Source organism: Tenuifilum thalassicum, from assembly GCF_013265555.1.
GTDB lineage: Bacteria > Bacteroidota > Bacteroidia > Bacteroidales > Tenuifilaceae > Tenuifilum > Tenuifilum thalassicum.
The window spans coordinates 766,105-782,689 of the sequence record NZ_CP041345.1 but is presented as its reverse complement, the minus strand read 5'-3'; the positions used below and the strand labels follow the sequence as shown (position 1 = coordinate 782,689).

At 36.0% G+C, this 16,585-nt stretch carries 14 protein-coding genes; 8 read left to right on the top strand and 6 right to left on the bottom strand.

Annotated features, from left to right (window positions below; genetic code table 11):
- Positions 1-653 precede the first annotated feature (653 nt).
- From FHG85_RS03215 to FHG85_RS03195, 5 genes are all read left to right on the top strand, one after another.
- On the top strand, positions 654-2,831 hold the full coding sequence (locus FHG85_RS03215; RefSeq protein ID WP_173072943.1) for a reverse transcriptase family protein: 2,178 nt from the start codon (positions 654-656) through the stop codon (positions 2,829-2,831).
- An 87-nt stretch (positions 2,832-2,918) separates the two neighbouring features.
- The gene (locus tag FHG85_RS03210) at positions 2,919-3,302 is read left to right on the top strand and encodes a hypothetical protein (protein ID WP_173072941.1); all 384 of its coding nucleotides are present in this window, start codon (positions 2,919-2,921) and stop codon (positions 3,300-3,302) included.
- A gap of 105 nt (positions 3,303-3,407) precedes the next feature.
- Entirely contained in the window at positions 3,408-5,108 is a 1,701-nt protein-coding gene (locus tag FHG85_RS03205) for a response regulator transcription factor (RefSeq protein ID WP_173072939.1), read from the top strand.
- The gene (locus FHG85_RS03200; protein ID WP_173072937.1) at positions 5,105-7,312 is read left to right on the top strand and encodes an ATP-dependent DNA helicase; all 2,208 of its coding nucleotides are present in this window, start codon (positions 5,105-5,107) and stop codon (positions 7,310-7,312) included. The genes FHG85_RS03205 and FHG85_RS03200 overlap by 4 nt, the downstream gene beginning before the upstream one ends.
- Entirely contained in the window at positions 7,302-8,813 is a 1,512-nt protein-coding gene (locus FHG85_RS03195) for a DUF7017 domain-containing protein (protein ID WP_173072935.1), read from the top strand. Before FHG85_RS03200 ends, FHG85_RS03195 begins: the two co-directional genes overlap by 11 nt.
- A gap of 180 nt (positions 8,814-8,993) precedes the next feature.
- Here FHG85_RS03195 and FHG85_RS03190 read toward each other — a convergent pair whose 3' ends face one another.
- The 6 genes from FHG85_RS03190 to FHG85_RS03165 all read right to left on the bottom strand — a co-directional run bounded on the left by FHG85_RS03190 (position 8,994) and on the right by FHG85_RS03165 (position 12,499).
- On the bottom strand, positions 8,994-9,950 hold the full coding sequence (locus tag FHG85_RS03190; RefSeq protein WP_173072933.1) for a DUF4407 domain-containing protein: 957 nt from the start codon (positions 9,948-9,950) through the stop codon (positions 8,994-8,996).
- A gap of 135 nt (positions 9,951-10,085) precedes the next feature.
- Positions 10,086-10,673 (bottom strand): hypothetical protein, encoded by a 588-nt coding sequence (locus FHG85_RS03185; RefSeq protein WP_173072930.1) that lies wholly within the window; start codon positions 10,671-10,673, stop codon positions 10,086-10,088.
- A gap of 2 nt (positions 10,674-10,675) precedes the next feature.
- Positions 10,676-11,005 (bottom strand): HNH endonuclease, encoded by a 330-nt coding sequence (locus FHG85_RS03180; RefSeq protein WP_173072928.1) that lies wholly within the window; start codon positions 11,003-11,005, stop codon positions 10,676-10,678.
- Positions 11,006-11,007: 2 nt separating this feature from the next.
- On the bottom strand, positions 11,008-11,418 hold the full coding sequence (locus tag FHG85_RS03175; RefSeq protein ID WP_173072926.1) for a hypothetical protein: 411 nt from the start codon (positions 11,416-11,418) through the stop codon (positions 11,008-11,010).
- An 80-nt stretch (positions 11,419-11,498) separates the two neighbouring features.
- A complete protein-coding gene (locus FHG85_RS03170; protein WP_173072924.1) occupies positions 11,499-11,975 on the bottom strand; it encodes a hypothetical protein in 477 nt (158 codons plus the stop codon).
- A 59-nt stretch (positions 11,976-12,034) separates the two neighbouring features.
- Positions 12,035-12,499 carry a hypothetical protein gene (locus tag FHG85_RS03165; protein ID WP_173072922.1) on the bottom strand — a complete coding sequence of 155 codons (465 nt, stop codon included), beginning with the start codon at positions 12,497-12,499 and terminating at the stop codon, positions 12,035-12,037.
- Positions 12,500-12,592: 93 nt separating this feature from the next.
- On the opposite strand from FHG85_RS03165, the gene FHG85_RS03160 reads away from it, so the two are divergent.
- The 3 genes from FHG85_RS03160 to FHG85_RS03150 all read left to right on the top strand — a co-directional run bounded on the left by FHG85_RS03160 (position 12,593) and on the right by FHG85_RS03150 (position 16,464).
- On the top strand, positions 12,593-13,621 hold the full coding sequence (locus FHG85_RS03160; protein WP_173072921.1) for a helix-turn-helix transcriptional regulator: 1,029 nt from the start codon (positions 12,593-12,595) through the stop codon (positions 13,619-13,621).
- Positions 13,622-14,473: 852 nt separating this feature from the next.
- Positions 14,474-15,127 carry a TetR/AcrR family transcriptional regulator gene (locus FHG85_RS03155; RefSeq protein ID WP_173072920.1) on the top strand — a complete coding sequence of 218 codons (654 nt, stop codon included), beginning with the start codon at positions 14,474-14,476 and terminating at the stop codon, positions 15,125-15,127.
- Positions 15,128-15,153: 26 nt separating this feature from the next.
- The gene (locus FHG85_RS03150) at positions 15,154-16,464 is read left to right on the top strand and encodes a TolC family protein (protein ID WP_173072919.1); all 1,311 of its coding nucleotides are present in this window, start codon (positions 15,154-15,156) and stop codon (positions 16,462-16,464) included.
- Positions 16,465-16,585: the final 121 nt, after the last annotated feature.

Genomic DNA, 16,585 nt, shown 5'->3' with positions numbered 1-16,585 from the left:
GGAGGGGTCGATTAGTAGAAAGAACGGATATATAGGGAATATCAAAGAAAATTTTGAAACTGTGAATAGTGGTAAGTATTTATTTCATCAACCTCATTATCAATTTTTACATCTATTGATAATCAACTTAGTATGCACTTTAAGTTTACGATTCTAAAATATTTTTTACCTTAAAGTTTAGAACCTTGAACCAAGCGCATTCATGAACCAACCTGAACTATTAGACGTATTTCAATGGGAGAAAATTGAGGCGATAAATTTGACAAGGAAAATTTATATTTAATTACTTTACATAATAAGTAGATTTTGTAAAAAAATAATTAAAATATATTTTTATAGTGCAGAAAGGCTGCACAAATAATCCCCAACTTTGCAGAAGTTCTTTGAAACACTTGCCTAAAGATATTGATTTGTGGGTGCTGGCCTAAATTTGTTTAGGCAATGATCGGCATCTTATTCCAACTTTTGTTGGAATGAATGTCAGAGTGGCATTAATGAGCACAGTTTCTGAGCATAACTTCAGAACTGAGATTTACATTGACGCCAGTAATAACGCTGACTAAGAATAACCCCTAATTAAATTTTTTTTTTTTGGTCTTTAATACTTATAGAGTATCAGGGCAGGTGTTTCAAAGTCTTTCAAATAATTTGATATGAAAGTAGATAAAGTTCACATAGAGCAATTAAGAAAGCAATTTGCAGAAATGCAAAGCAAAGACGATTTATTGAAGTTGCTTAACAATGCAAAAAAAATGCTTTATGGTGAAAATAGCATGCCTTTTCAAAAAAAGTCCTTGACTTATTATGCGAATCCTGACCTGTGTAAAAAACGTTATCAGACTTTTACCATAAAGAAAAAGTCTGGTGAAGACAGGATAATTCATTCACCAGTAAGTGGGTTAAAGTCTATTCTTCGGGTTCTCAATTTTGTACTGCAGTGTATTTATGAACCGCATAAAGCCGCTACAGGATTTGTTTTGAATAAATCAATTGTCGATAATGCAAAAAAACATTTAGGGCAAAATTATGTCTATAATATTGATTTAAAAGATTTTTTTCATTCATTTGACCGAAATAGGGTGAAGATAGGTTTTATGTATGAGCCATTTAACCTAAAAGGAGACAAAGAATCTTTGGCTTTTCTATTAGCATGTCTTTGCACTCATCCATTAGAAGTAGATGGAGAAATAAAAACAGTACTTCCTCAGGGTAGCCCTACATCGCCAACTTTAACAAATATTCTTTGCAAAAAACTTGATCGCAGACTAACCGGACTTGCCAAGCGATTTGGTGCGACATATACTAGATATGCAGATGACATAACCTTTTCTTCACTTCACAATATTTATAAAGATGATGATTTTATCAAGGAGCTAAAGCGAATTATTGAAGAAGATCAAAAACTTGTCATCAACCCTAATAAAACACGTTTACAAAAAGCGGGTTATCGCCAGGAAGCAACAGGATTGATTGTAAACGAAAAGGTAAATGTCCACAGGAGGTATATAAAGCAAATCCGTATGTGGCTGTACTATTGGGAAAAGTATGGCTATGAAAAAGCGGAACAGATTTTTAAACGGGATTACATTGCCGATAAAGGGCATGTGAAAAACATGAATGCACATTTGGTGAATGTGTTGGACGGGAAATTGGAATTCCTGAAGATGGTGAAGGGATTCAAGGATTCAACCTATCAAGGGCTGAAGAAGAGGTTTGATAGATTGACTAAATCTGAAAATCCTATTGAAAATAATGAGATAATAGAACAAAACAGAACCCAAGAACACCTTAATGTGCTGTCAGAAGATAAAAAAGCAATATTTCACGACCCAAAATTAGTCATCAATAAACTTGAGCAGTTTACTTCAGATCCAATTATGAAATGGCTTACACATTTTTGGGATACTTCTCCCGATATCAATTCCGAAAGTAATTCATCTACAGAAAATTATTTTAAAGCTGTTAATTCACGATATGAAGAGTTTGTCTTTCTTCAGAAATATAATGCCAATCTTTGGTGGAATGTAATTTACCCATTTGTATTTCAAAAAAAAATATCAACAAATAAAGAAGGGAAGGAAATTCCATTTAAATGGGGAAAATATGGTATAAAAATCGGTTGGCAATACCCAGATAGTGTTATTAATTGGATAGTGGAAAATTATGACAATAAACCACATGCTTTAAAAAAGACACCTTTTGAAATGTCTATTTCTGATGATTTAGTATCGGCAGAAGCCAATCAAAAATATAGGTTAATGTATGGCAAGGAAATTAGATTCTTTGGAGATATTATTAATCTGTTTAAAAGAGAAATTGCATTTAGAGAAGAAACAAGAGATTTTTATTATGAAATAAATAATCTTGTATTGCAGGAATTAAGAGAATTCAAGGTGAGTGGTCTTGAAACTCTAAAGTATGAGTCGTTTACAGTTTACACCGTGCCTGTATTAAAAGCCATAAGACGGATTTTCCGAATGATACAAACAAGAACAGAAAACCGTGAAGTTGAGATTTCATGTAATCGATTATCTAACCAGAATTTGATTTTATTAAAAATAATTCACATAGGCTCACACCCTCTTAAAAATTCAGAGCACTCTAAATTCATGAAGCCTAGTGGTGATTTGGAAGAGGTAATTAAACCCCTCATAAGTATTTGTGATTTTGAAGTGGCAGCTCATTTTACTGATGGTGATTTTGTGTTAAAATATTTATACCCTAATGTTAAAATATCTCATGAAAACAGCCAATTCCATATTGCCGAAATAAAAAAGGAAGATTGCATAGTTAAAGGCTTTACCTACATATTAAAATTCTATTTACCATGAAAAAAGTACTTTTATTAGAAGACCGTCCAGGAAGGCAAGAACAGTATCTTAATAAAGAACGTATTGAGAAAATTAATAGTATAGAAAATGTTTATATGCCTTCATGAAGAATGTAGAAAATTGATCGATGAACTCAACAAGAAAGAATTTGCCTCTTTGAATGATTATGACTTAATTATTATCCATCGTTCATCTTTATCTAATGGTGGAATAAACACAGTAATTTCACATTGTAAGAGTAAGAGAAAGCCATTAGTCTTTTTTAGTGGAGGTGTTGGGCAGTCACTTTTCTACTTTGAACCATATCCGTATTTCCTACTCAACTCAAAAGATTTTTACAACAATACTTTACCTGAATTTTTGCGCAGGTACGTGGAAGATAAAATAGAACACATTTCAGAACTCATCTATGGAGATAATTGGAAATTAAATATAATGATGACATACAGGCAAACTTTTGTTACAGGATAATTTAACACGTGCTATAGAACCAATTAAGGAAAGTTTGGAATCCATTATTGGCTCAAAAACAATTGAAGAACTTAACCAAGAAATAAATAAAATCATAGCTAAAATATGAAAGCAATCTTATTCCATGGAGATAATTTACCAACAAGTTTAACTGATCATTTTCATGGAGACAAATCCGCTATAGACTATTCTCAAGCCTCACAAAATTCAAATTTTGTACTGGATAGATTTTTACATGATTCTTTGTCGAAAGCATTTCAGAATAAAGCTTATGATGTAATATTTATCCCTTATACGCTTTCGCAACAAAACTATTTTGAATTAACCGGTTTAAGAGTAGCAGCTCACATCAGGGTAACAAAAGAATTCAGACATCATCTTGTTCCAATAGTCTTTATAGGTATTGAAACACCGAATCAAATTGCTAAACTTTCTGAATTAGGAAATATCCTATTTACACCTGGAGTGTTCCATATTGCAAAAACAGATAGAGATGCACTGAAAAATGAATATATTTTGATTCAAGAGCATAAACCCCGAATCTCTGAAACGGAATGGGAAAAATGTTTGAAGAGACTGCAATTATCTCCTCCTGCCAATTATCAATCTCATCATAGCATAGATAATGAGCTTGCATTACTTAGGTGGTCCACCTATTTAAAATGTGATAACAATATCCTTGAAGTAAAGGAAAATTTACAAAAGGGACTGTATTTTAAATACTATCAAGCACTAAATCCTGTTGCAGAGACTAAACAAGGTACCCCATATTTAATAAACGGTAAAGGAAAAGTTTTATTAATAGACGATGAAGCCAAAAGAGGCTGGGGTGATTTTTACAGGTGTTTTTTACAAAATAACATTAATAATAATACAATTAAATTTGATATATTGGAAGTAGAGTTCAAATCTTTAAGTCAAAATGAAATAATTGATCGTGCAATAAAGAAATGCGAAGATGCTGATGTAGTGCTGCTTGATTTACGGCTTTGCGATTCAGATTTTAAAGAAAATAAAGAACCTAAAGAGCTAACAGGTTACAAGATATTAGAGGAAATAAAAAAAATCAACAAGGGAATTCAAGTAATTATAACTACTGCTTCAAATAAGATTTGGAATTACCAGTCGGTTCAAGGGCTTGGTGCTAACGGATATATTATTAAAAGAGATGATTCTAATGTAGCCGAGGATATTAAGAACCTTAAACAGGTTGTTGAAGGTTCTATTAACCGGGCAAGTTATTTAAAGCCTGTAAACCAATCGATAAATCAATTATCGAAATCTTTAACAACAGCCATAAAAAATAAAAAATTCGATAAGCACATTGGTAAAGAGCTTATTAAGATTTTACAACTTTCATACAATATGTATGAAAAAGCAAATTCCAAAGATGATTTTGCCTATGCATATATATCCTTATTTAAGTGTTTAGAACTAATTGCTGGTGAATACGTGTTTAAAAATGATGAAAACAAATGGTGTATTAAAGGACCTCAAGAACTCAAACAGTATAGATGGGATGAAGAAAAAAATAAATACACATTTACTAACACACCAAACTTCAAAAACAATTTACCCACAACATTCGAAAAAGTAGCCGGGCTATGTTTTCAACTTTTGGAATATAAAGATGAAGATGTACAGCAACTTTATTATTCTATAAAAAGGAGGAACGAGTTTATTCATCCCTCTGAAAAAAAGCTTACTGATAACTTAAAAACGGAATGCGACAAGATTTATTTTTATGAAGGATATAAAATATTATTAGAACAAGTTTCACAAATCATACAAAAGTTGCTTGCATGAAAATCTTCAACCATTTCCAACATATCAACCTCACCAACGACCAACGCAATGCGTTGGAAAAGCTTCATGCTTTTTTAGAAAGTGATGAGCGAATATTTATCCTTCAGGGATATGCGGGAAGTGGTAAAACAACCCTACTCAAAGGCTTGGTTGAATATCTTAAATCTTTAGAGAAAAGGTACCAATTAATGGCTCCGACCGGCAGAGCAGCAAGAGTCATCAAACAAAAAACAGGCTTTGAATCTACCACCATTCACAAAGGCATATACAGCTTTGAAGAGTTGCAGGAAATAAAGCAAGGTGAAAACGAAAATGATGTTTCGTTTTTATATCAATATAAAATCAGGAACAACCCGGAGGTTCATGATTCGGTTCTGATAATAGATGAAGCGTCAATGGTCAGTGATATTTTGAGCCAAGGAGAGTTTTTCCGCTTTGGCAGCGGTCATTTGTTGCGAGATCTTATTTCCTACAGTAGGATTCAAGAATGCGAAACAAACAACAAAATTATTTTTATAGGAGACCCATCTCAGTTGCCTCCCATTGGAATGAACTTCTCTCCTGCACTTGATCCAAATTATATTAGCGAGACCTACAAGGTTTCTGTATCTCAAGCGGAAATGAAGGAGGTTAAACGTCAAGAGGTCAATAATGGCATCTTGATTGCTGCCACTAAAATAAGACGGTGTCTTACATCGGGCTACTTCAATGACTTTGATTTGAGAGAAAATAAGAAGGATATTTTTAATCCTTCCTATCAGGAATTTTTGGAGACTTATAATGTGCAACAAGAACCTAAAATAATCATTTGCCATAAAAACAAAACAGCTCTTAATTTGAACCGAGTTATCCGTAAAGATAAGTTTGGGGATGATTTGCCAATACAACCATCTGATACTGTTGTTATTGGCGCAAACAATTACTACCTTGGTATCATGAATGGTGAGTTTGCTATTGTTTCAGAAGTAAGTCCTTCGGTTGTAAGCAGAGATGTAAGTTTTTACACAAAAGGTGGTAAAACTATAAGCGTAAAATTAACATGGAGAAAAATTGGCCTTATTTTACCCGATGAAAAAAATCAGCCCAAAACCATAAACGGATTTATCTTAGAGAACTACTTATACGGTGAAAATACTTTAACACCTGATGAACAAATAGCCCTTTACGTAGATTTCAAAAAAAGGCACCCCAACCTCAAAAAAGGTACTGAAGAATTTAAAGAAGCCATCATCAAAGATGAGTATTTCAATTGCATTCTTTTAAAATATGGCTATGCCGTAACCTGTCACAAAGCCCAGGGCGGTGAATGGCCAAATGCTTTTGTTTTTTGGGATAAAGGGATCAACAATAAGTTTAACTTTTATGAATCGCCACATAATAGAACTGGAAAGACAAATCCTGAATTTTTCCGTTGGGCCTACACGGCAGTAACACGTGCTTCTAAAAGGTTATTCTGTATTAATCCACCATACTTCTCTTCTTTTTCTGAGATGAGTTTTGTTGATACAAAAATTCAACAAGCATATAATGACTTAACTGGACAAACAAATATTAATACTGAAATAAATATTAAAGAAGTTTTGCCCGAACTTGAAAAATTTGGTTTAGAAAATGAACCAATAACAATTCAAGACCATTTCATTCACAGATGGTATTATTTGCGAAAGCAAAATATTAATATTAAATTTTGGCAGAAAGTTGGGTATGAAGTACGATATATCTTCAAAAGAGAATCACAAACAGCGGGTTTCAAATACTGGGTTAATGGGCAGAATGTTTTTAATAATAATTTTCAAAAGCTTCCTGCACAAACCAACTCTGATGAATTATTTGAAACCATCGCCAAAATATTAGAATGTGCTACTCCGATTTTAGTAAATAGAAATAATGCCGAGGGTATTTTAACACAAATAGAATTTGATATAGCAATTGAAGAAGAAAAGCCATTCTTGAAAAATCTTTTCGATTTTATTAGCCGAGGTTTATCAAACGGTGAAGTCATTTCCAACATTCAGCATCTCGAATACCGTGAAAGGTATACTATAAAAAACCATGAACAGTCTTGCGTAATTGACTTTGAATACGATAAGGCAGGTTTTTTTGGGCGCGTGCTTCCACTAGAAAAGAAATGTAACTCACCCGAACTTCTTGCTAAAATCAAATCTATTGTAAACCACCTAAAAGAAGCTGACTATGTCATTTAGAGAAATCAAAGAACTACGACAAGCGGGAAAGCTTGATGAAGCTTTGCAAATGGCAAATCAAGCTTTGGAAGCAGAACCCGAAAACATCTGGAACAAGCGGGCAGCTGCATGGGTGTATTATGACTATCTCAAAAAAAATGCTCAACCGGATTCGTATGAGGTCTTCAAGGATAATCTCATTAAGCTAAAAAATTTGCAATTGCCGGAAGATGAAAAAATGGTGTTTGACAATTGTGCATGGCAAATCGGCAGTTTGGTTTTTGCATTACAGAAAACAGAGCATGTTGATTATGACAAAATCAATGAGTTGTTTGAAATTATCAGAGACTTTCATTTCTCCAAGCCATCAGAAGCATATTCATTTATTTATAAAGCTTTTCACAAAGGCTATCAAAACTGGTCAAAGTATTTAGAGTTTGCTGACTGGTGGGATTTAAATAACCTTCGCTCCGAAGACTATTTAAAAGAAGAATACAATAGAAAAAAAATAATGTCTATTGCTGAACAGGCGTATATCGCCTACTCAAAGAAACTTTTAGAGGGGGAACCCCTGGATCCTTTTGGACAAGAAAGAGTGATTGATAAGGAAAAGATTCAATCATTTTTGCCCAAACTTGATTCTTTGATAGAAAAACATCCAGAGTATCAATATCCCCCATATTTCAAAGCAAAACTCCTATTATCATTAGGTAGCGATGAAAATGTTTTGTCCGCATTTTTGCCTTTTGCGAAACAAAAAAGAAATGAATTTTGGGTTTGGGAACTGATGGCAGAAATTTTCTCTTATGACAAAAATATCAAATTTGCTTGCTACTGCAAAGCATTGAGTCTGAAAACGCCTGAAGACTTTTTGGTTAAACTTCGTCAAACATTTGCCGAATTGCTCATAGAAAAGCAAATGTACAATGAAGCAAAAACGGAAATCCAGAAAATTATAGAAGCAAGAGAGAAACACGAATGGAAGCTGCCGAACCAAATAGCGCAATGGACAGAACAAGAGTGGTATAAATCTGCCTCAGCTAAAAATGACAACCAAGATTTGTATTCAATTCACATCAAGAAAGCAGAGGAAATATTGTTTCAGGATGTACCTGAAGAATTGGTTGTAGTCGAGTTTGTAAATGAAAACAAGAAAATACTGAATTTTGTGAAGGATAAAAACAAATATGGTTTTTTTAGGTATTCAGATTACATTTCCAATCCTCAAATTGGGGACCTTTTAAAGGTTCGTTTTAATGGAAATGGCAGGGATGGATATTATAACATTCTGTCAGCAAAAAAAGTTGACGCTGATATACCATGTGATGCATTAAAGAGTTTTGAAGGAAAACTTAAAATAAACCCATCACAAAACTTTGGTTTCATTGAAAACATCTTTGTTGAACCAATAATTATTAAAAAAAATAATCTAAATGATGGACAACTGTTAAAGGGTATGGCTATTTTATCCTATAACAAAAAGAAAAAAACTTTAGGATGGAAAGCAATAAAAGTAATTTAATAAATTTGATAACCCATAATCCACAAACATAAAAGTTTGGTAATAAAAAAGTTTTTAGATACAATAAAATTACAACTTTCAATCAAACAGAAATCGAAATGATATAAACTAATTGGATAAGCTTATTGGGGAAAGAAAAGTATACAGAGTTGCGCAAGGCCTAGGCCTTGCGCAAACTTTTTAAACAGTTTCCGATAGCTTCTCAAGCTGCTTCATTCTGACCCTCATTTGGTGCATTATAATATCCTCGTAATCGGTATGGTTATCGCTAATTTTATTTACCAATATGAACAGCTCCATTGATGCGAAAAAGAGGAAAAATAGCATCCAAACAAAAATTGATACAAAAGAGGAGGTAGCAATTTTATAAAGAGCGGTTAGCTCGTCGAGGAAACCTGTTTTTGATTGCATCTCCTTTTCAATCTCGCTGCGAATGTTTAGCAGCAACTCCTCCTTTTTTGCCAAATCGGTTCTTAGCTGAGCGAGCTGGTCATCAATCTGGGGGATCAAGCTAGCTTTAGGGTTAGGTACCGACTGGTAGGTTACCTCCCGGCCAACCATAACCATTTTGCCGGTACTATCCTTTTCGTATTTGCCAACGGAGGTTGGGGTGCTGATGGTAGGATTCTTGCCCAGTTCCACTAATATCTGATTTCTTTCCGCCTCTTTGCTTTCTATTGCATTGGCTATCTGAGCTATTTGCTCTTTCAGCTCGGTAGTCTTCATGGGTAAAATCCGGTTAACCCTTTGCTGTACTGTTGCCATCTGGCCTTGCTCTATATCGTCCTTGAAAATGATTTGGTCAATAATTATTGAACCAATAAAGGCCATGATTACACCAATAATAGTTCGAAAAGTAATTGCACCTTTTGAGTTTGTTACATTTAACAGTATCTGCCTTTCAATTTGAATAACTACAACAACCATTACCAATGCTACAATAAGCGAGGTTAGCGTATTGCCATGCAAGTAGCGCGAAGTAAAGTTAAATCCAATAAATGCCCAAAGTATGCTGATAATGATTAGCGCCGACATGTTCTTTTTTACCATTTTAGCAGCAGCCTCACTCGAGTTTTTTACTATTTGGTAGTTGAATCCAGTGAAAAAGCAGCTTGTTTTTAGCCAAAGATCTCTCATTTTACAATAATATTAAAGTTAATGTGAATAGTTTAATAATTTAAAAATGCAGGGGGAACAAGTTTTAACAATACACACTTTTCATTTCTCAAACTATCCAAATAGTTTGGAGCCCCCTGCAATCGACACACATAGCTAAAGTTTTTGGTTCATAAATTTTGATTTAGTTATGGACGAAAGACCACGTGAAAAACCACGCTGATACGATAGCTCAACCCGTTTGGTTATTCCGTTACCAGTCTCAATGTCGTTCTTAATGCCATTTAGTCTTTCCATATGGCTTAGAACAACTTCTTTTTGCGAGTTTAGCTCCATTACCAGGTCAACCAGTCCTGAACGTTTCCGCGATTCGATGTGGAAATCGAGCTCCTTTAGCCGCTCGGTGTAGTAGCTGTCAACTTTTTGAACTAATATGGCCAGGTCCATCTTTAAAAGATTGATATTGTCGTTTTTGTAGCTTTCATCAGGATGGGTGATGGCATCCTCATAGCCTTTACGTTCAAAGTCCACCTGTAGGTAGTCGTATATTAGATCAATTCCCACCTTTTGCCCATTAGATTTGAAAGTTAACGACCTGTTTTCTGGGCCATTTTCTTCAATGAAAATCTCTTTAGGAACCCTTGGTGGTTGGTTAGTTGCAACCGGTGAGGTGGCAGATGCCGCAGTTGAGCTATTTGCTGCTTCGTTGCTTATTTTTCTTCTAAATAGGTTGAATATTGCCATAGCTATACAATTTTATTAGTTTTATCAATAAATATTACTGGTACTTTATAATGCGTATGTCCATCGGAGTGGCATTCCTTGCAAAGTGTAATCAGTATGTGGTCGTCGTAATCCCAAGGGTCGCGGTAACGGCCTGCTGCAATCAGGTAATGATACTGCCTATGATGCACCTCAAGGTTTTCGGTACTACCACAAACCACACACCGATATCCATCGCGCTTTAGTATTTCCTCCTTGCGTGTCTTCCATTGGGGGTCCATTAACCTATTCTTGTAGGTATCCTTGTCCTGGGTAAAGGTGCCCTCATCCAAATTAACTGCATATACACCCATGGCTATAAATCGATTAAACTTGTTATTGTAAATAAGCCTCTGTTTCTGTCAATATCAATAATGTATAAAATACCATTTTCGTAGTCCTTCCACTCCAACTCCGATTTCTTAACATATTTCTTATTAAACTTGTCGACTGCTTCATTGATCTCATCAAGACTATAAACAATCAATTTGCCAATGCAAATGGCATCTTTTCTATCGGAATTGAATAAAGTTATCATAACAGTTTTCTTTTCGGAACGACCTGCTTTCACATTTTCAAAAATGGCATAGAATAAGCTATCGGAATTATATCCTACGGAGTAGTTATCGCCATACTTTTGTATGATTTCCTCAAGGGTATATCCTAGCTGTGTTTTGCCAGGAAGCGCCCATGTCAGTACAAACAAAGCTATCAGTATCTTATTCATGGCTTCATGATTTAATTGTTACGTTGCAAAGTTGGGGGTGAATGATGCAGCCTTTCTGCATAGTTTGATACAAATTATTTTTAGTAGTCATAATCACTTTTTTCTTCCCTTATTAGCAATTCAAAGTCAACCATATCTACAGCTAAAAAGTAGTCTTCTTCAGCGGTAATGTATAAATAGTGCCAAACAGCTTCGTTATAGTCAATCCATTTCAAGTCTTCCTTTAAAGGTCTACTATATTTTTTATTGTAGTTTTCAATGAAGGAGTAGATGTATTTAATAGGATACTTAGCTTCAACCCAAAAGCAATAGTTAACTATGGAAGTATCTATTGGCAAGAAGGCTTTCAGGTATTCACACTTGTATTCGCTTGTTTTGTTTACGTTTTCTGAATCAAATATCAGGTAGTACAAATCTAAATCAGGGATCTTTTCAAAATATCCCTTTTCAATAGGCTTTCCATACCTTTTAATAAGTTCATCTTCTGTTAACCAGAGTTGCGATAGCCCCACCTTAGCAGATAGGAGAAATAGCATTATTAGTGTAATCTTTCTCATGGTTTATGGTGTTGTTTTATTTAAATAAAATTTATCCTTTCTACCTTCCTGAATTCTTATTATTTCAACATGTCCATCACGTGATTACCATAGTATAACTCTGCAACATAAAAAGTTTGCATCCCTTTTTCATATAGTATACGTTTTACCGTACCCTTTTTACGATTTACCCAAATAAAGTCGTTTTTTTTTGGCTTATACATATAGCTGTTTAATACATTTATAGCCTTATATAAATACGCAGAGGGGTATTCCTGAAGTACCACAATGCATATTTCGGTTGTTTGATTGTTTATGATACCCAGCTTTACGTAATCGCTTTTCAGGCGCATAATATCGGTTTGCTTATTATAAATCTGGTCATAACTATAAACCATATAATACATAGAGTCGTTAATACTTTCTTTGTCGAAAGGGTGTCCGTATTTTTCAATAATTTCGTCAATGTTCAACAATATCTGAGCATGACTTTCCCATCCTACCGCGCCCATTATTAAAACCATTAGTATTAGTTGCTTTCTCATGGCATTTTGAATCTGAACGATACAAAGAAAATATCAACCTGTGCACTCTTTCTGCAAAATTCATTACCTTTATATTTATCAATTCATACAGCTATGCCAATTAACAAGAATGCCTTAATTCGATATCAGGTATTAGATCGATGCTTCAGGAATACTGGCAGAAAGTATTACGTTGAGGATTTAATTGAGGAGATTAATAAGGTATTACAAGATATTGATCCCTCTAAATCTGTAAGCAAGAGACAGGTTCTAGATGATATAAACTTCATGGAGAGCAGCGAGGGTTTTAGTGCCGACATAGAACGAATACAAGACGGCAGGAGAAAATTCTATCGCTATTCGAATCCGGAGTTTTCCATAAATAATATTCCAATCAAACAGGAAGAAATAGAAAAGATTAAGGCGGCCATTGATGTTTTAGCCCGATTTGAGGGTATGCCTCAATTTGATTGGGTGTATGAGGTTGTACCGCTGCTTCAACATAAATTTGGCGGATTACAAAGCAATGGCAATCCTGTTGTTAGCTTCGATTTTAATCGCGATTTGAAGGGACTTGAGCATTTTGGCGTTTTGTTTAATGCCATTATTAACCAGCAGGTTCTTAGGATTGGTTATAAACGCTATTTTGCCGAGGAACCAAAATACTTCCACTACCATCCATACCACCTAAAAGAGTACAATAACAGGTGGTTTGTTTTAGGATTCAACCAGGAAGAGGATAACCCTTACTGGAATCTAGCTCTTGATAGAATTATTAGCATCGAGGTGACATCCCTTAAGTATATTCAATCCGAAACCGATTGGGAGGAGTTTTTTTACGATATTGTTGGCGTGACCCGTTATGCCGATGCCGAACCCGTTGAAATTAAGCTGCTTTTCTCAAAAACTAGGGCACCATATGTTATTACAAAACCATTACACCCCTCTCAAAAACACCGTTTTGTGGGCGATAAGTTGGAGGTTCGTATTAAAGTAATTCCTAATAAAGAGCTTTTTGCGCTTCTCCTAAACTTTTGTCCCGATATTGAGGTTCTTGAACCAGAAGATGTTCGAGCACAATTCCAGAATACTCTTAAGGAAAGCCTTTGTCTTGCCGAACGTAATCTAGGCATTTCTGGTTGAAGAATATGAGGAAGTTAAAAGAAGTTAGAGGAAGTTAGAGGAATAATTCGGAATGATTCTGAAATATTCGGAAGTAGTCGGAAGCCTTTGTCATGCTGAGCTTGCCGAAGCATCTCTTGTTGAGGAATATGAAGGAGTTAGAAGAAGTTAAAGGGAGTTAGAAGAAGTTAGATGAAGTTAAAAGAATGACTCGGAATGACTCGGAAATAATCGGAAGAAATTGGAAGTTTTTGTCATGCCGAGCGTAGTCAAGGCTTCTCTTGTTTAGGAATATGAGGGAGTTAAAGGAAGTTAGAGGAAGTTAGATGAATGAGTCGGAAATATCGGGATGAGTCCGATGTGTTGAAAATACAAGACGCTTTGCTTCTTTCAGAAGCAAAGCGTCTTTCTATTTCTAATCAAATCCTTGTTTTAGTGGACGTTACTCTCTGACGAAGCGGGGGCCAATGTCCATGCTACGGAAGACTAGTCGTAATCCTTGTTTTAGTGGACGTTACTCTCTGATAGGTAAATCTGTAAATCGCTGTGAACCAGAATTATACAAACCGAATTTAAAGAAATTTAACACTTTTTCACTAAAGAATGGTACCATTTTTTTGGGGTGCAAAGTTACAAAATTTTTTGGCTCAACGCAATACCAATTTTTACCTTATCAATTCAAATCTAGCTACTTTTTTTTATCCCCACAAATTTTTAGGGTGTTATCTGAGCATCTTAGCCTCACCCCACCAATTCGCCGCTCATTATCTGCCACTTATCATAACATCGCAGTTGTTATAACAGTTTTTAACCATCGCCGCATCAACCTATGGAAACATTTTTTGTTACTTTTGTTTCCAAAGTTTACCAGTCATGAATCAGGAGTTCGATCACATAGTTGCGAAGGTCCGTGAGATGTATGCCAAGTATGGCATTAAAAGCGTTACCATGGACGACGTTTCCCGAAACCTTGGCATCTCAAAAAAAACATTATACAGGTATGTAACCGATAAGAACGAGCTGGTTGATAAGGTTATCGATTATGAGATTGAGCAGCTTAACAAGGGAATGAATTGCGTGGAGAAGGATAGGTTTAACGCCATTGAGGAGCTACTCATTGTTAGTAAAATACTGAACCACAAAATGAAGGCAATTAACCTTTCCACCATATATGACCTAAGAAAATATTACCCGCTGCTATACGAAAGGCTAACCAAAGCCAGGCGCGAGAAGATGATATCAAGCGTGATATCGAATATTGAAAAGGGACAAAAAGAGGGTTTTTACAGGACAGACCTAAACCCAAGCATTATTGCAAGGTTGCAAATTTCGAGAATCGAAAGCTTTATCGACAACGACATCTTCACGCTCGACGAGATGTCGTCGGAGAACTTTTTCAAGGAGGTTTTTATCTATCACATTAGGGGCATAGCCAACCAGAAAGGGATTGAATTTTTGGAGCACAAGATGAGAGATTTTGACATAAACGAGCTTTTCGATGCCGAATTTCTCACCCAGTCGATATAATGAATAATAAAAATAAACCAATACGAATGAGAACACTACAAAGGTTAACCTACTTACTGTTTTCAGTGGGGTTTACACTCGGTGCAGCTGGACAGGAGAACAGCTACACCTTTACCCTGAATGAGGCAAAAGCTTTTGCCCTAAGCAATAACCTCACCCGTAAGAATGCAGCTATCGATGTGACGATAGCGAAGAAAAAGGTTTGGGAGACAACGGCCCAAGGCCTGCCACAGGTTAGCGCCGGAGTTGATTTCCAGTACATCCTGAACGACCTGCCGAAACTAACGCTACCCGGTTCCGATGGCCAACCCACCCAAATAGAGGTTGGGGAAAAGGCCAACGCCACCTACAGCGTAACCATTTCGCAGCTTGTTTTTAACGGCCCCTACATTGTTGGCCTTCAGGCCGCAAAGGCTTACAAAAACCTGTCGGAAAATGCTTTGGTAAAAACCGACCAGGACATAAAAGCCAATGTTACCGCAGGATATCTTACCGTTCTGCTTTTGCAAGAAACATCGCAAATCATGGACTCCAGCGTGGCCAACCTGAAGCGAATTGCCCACGATACGGAACAGCTCTACCGAACCGGTTTTGCCGACAAAACAGCCGTTGATCAGGTTAGGGTATCGGTTTCGTTACTCGAAAACTCTTCGGCCGAAACAAAGCGCCAGCTGAGCTCATCGGTAAAACTTCTGAAGCTTCAGCTAGGGCTGCCCGATAGCGCTAACCTTATCTTATCCGATAAACTAACCGAAATGATAGCGCGCTATAACCCAAATGCCAATGATATAGCCTTTGACCCAAGCAAAAATATCGACCTGAAAATACTTGATAATCAGGTTAACATAAGCAAGCTACAGCTCAAGCTGAACAAATCTAATTTCTTACCAAGTGTATCGGCTTTCGTCTCTTTCCAGCGATTACACAAGGAGCCTCTAATAAATTTTACTCCTACTGCGTTACTAGGGGCAAAGCTTACTCTCCCAATCTTTTCAAGTGGCATGCGATTATCAAAAGTTCAGCAGGCTAAGCTAGAGGTTTCCAAGTCGATAAACACATACTACCAAACGCTACAAAACGTAGAAATGGGCTTTGCCGATGCAAAGGCCAGCCTGAGCGTGGCTTGGAGCAAGTACGAAACTCAAAAGATGAACAAGGAGCTGGCCAAGCAGGTGCTCGACGATGTTAGGACAAAGTATAAAAACGGCCTGGCCTCGCAGGTTGATGTGATACAGGCTAACGACAAATACCTGCAAGCAGTGGGCAACTACCTTGCTGCCATAGTTGAAGTGATTAACGCAAGGGTAAAACTTGATAAGCTATCAGGCAACATCTAACGATTAAACATTAAACTAACGGTAAGGCCCCCCCACTTATGAGTTACAGCAAAGACGTTGCTAAAAGAGGGGTAACCGCCGGATAGATATTTCACCAACAATATGCAACCCAACAAATTTT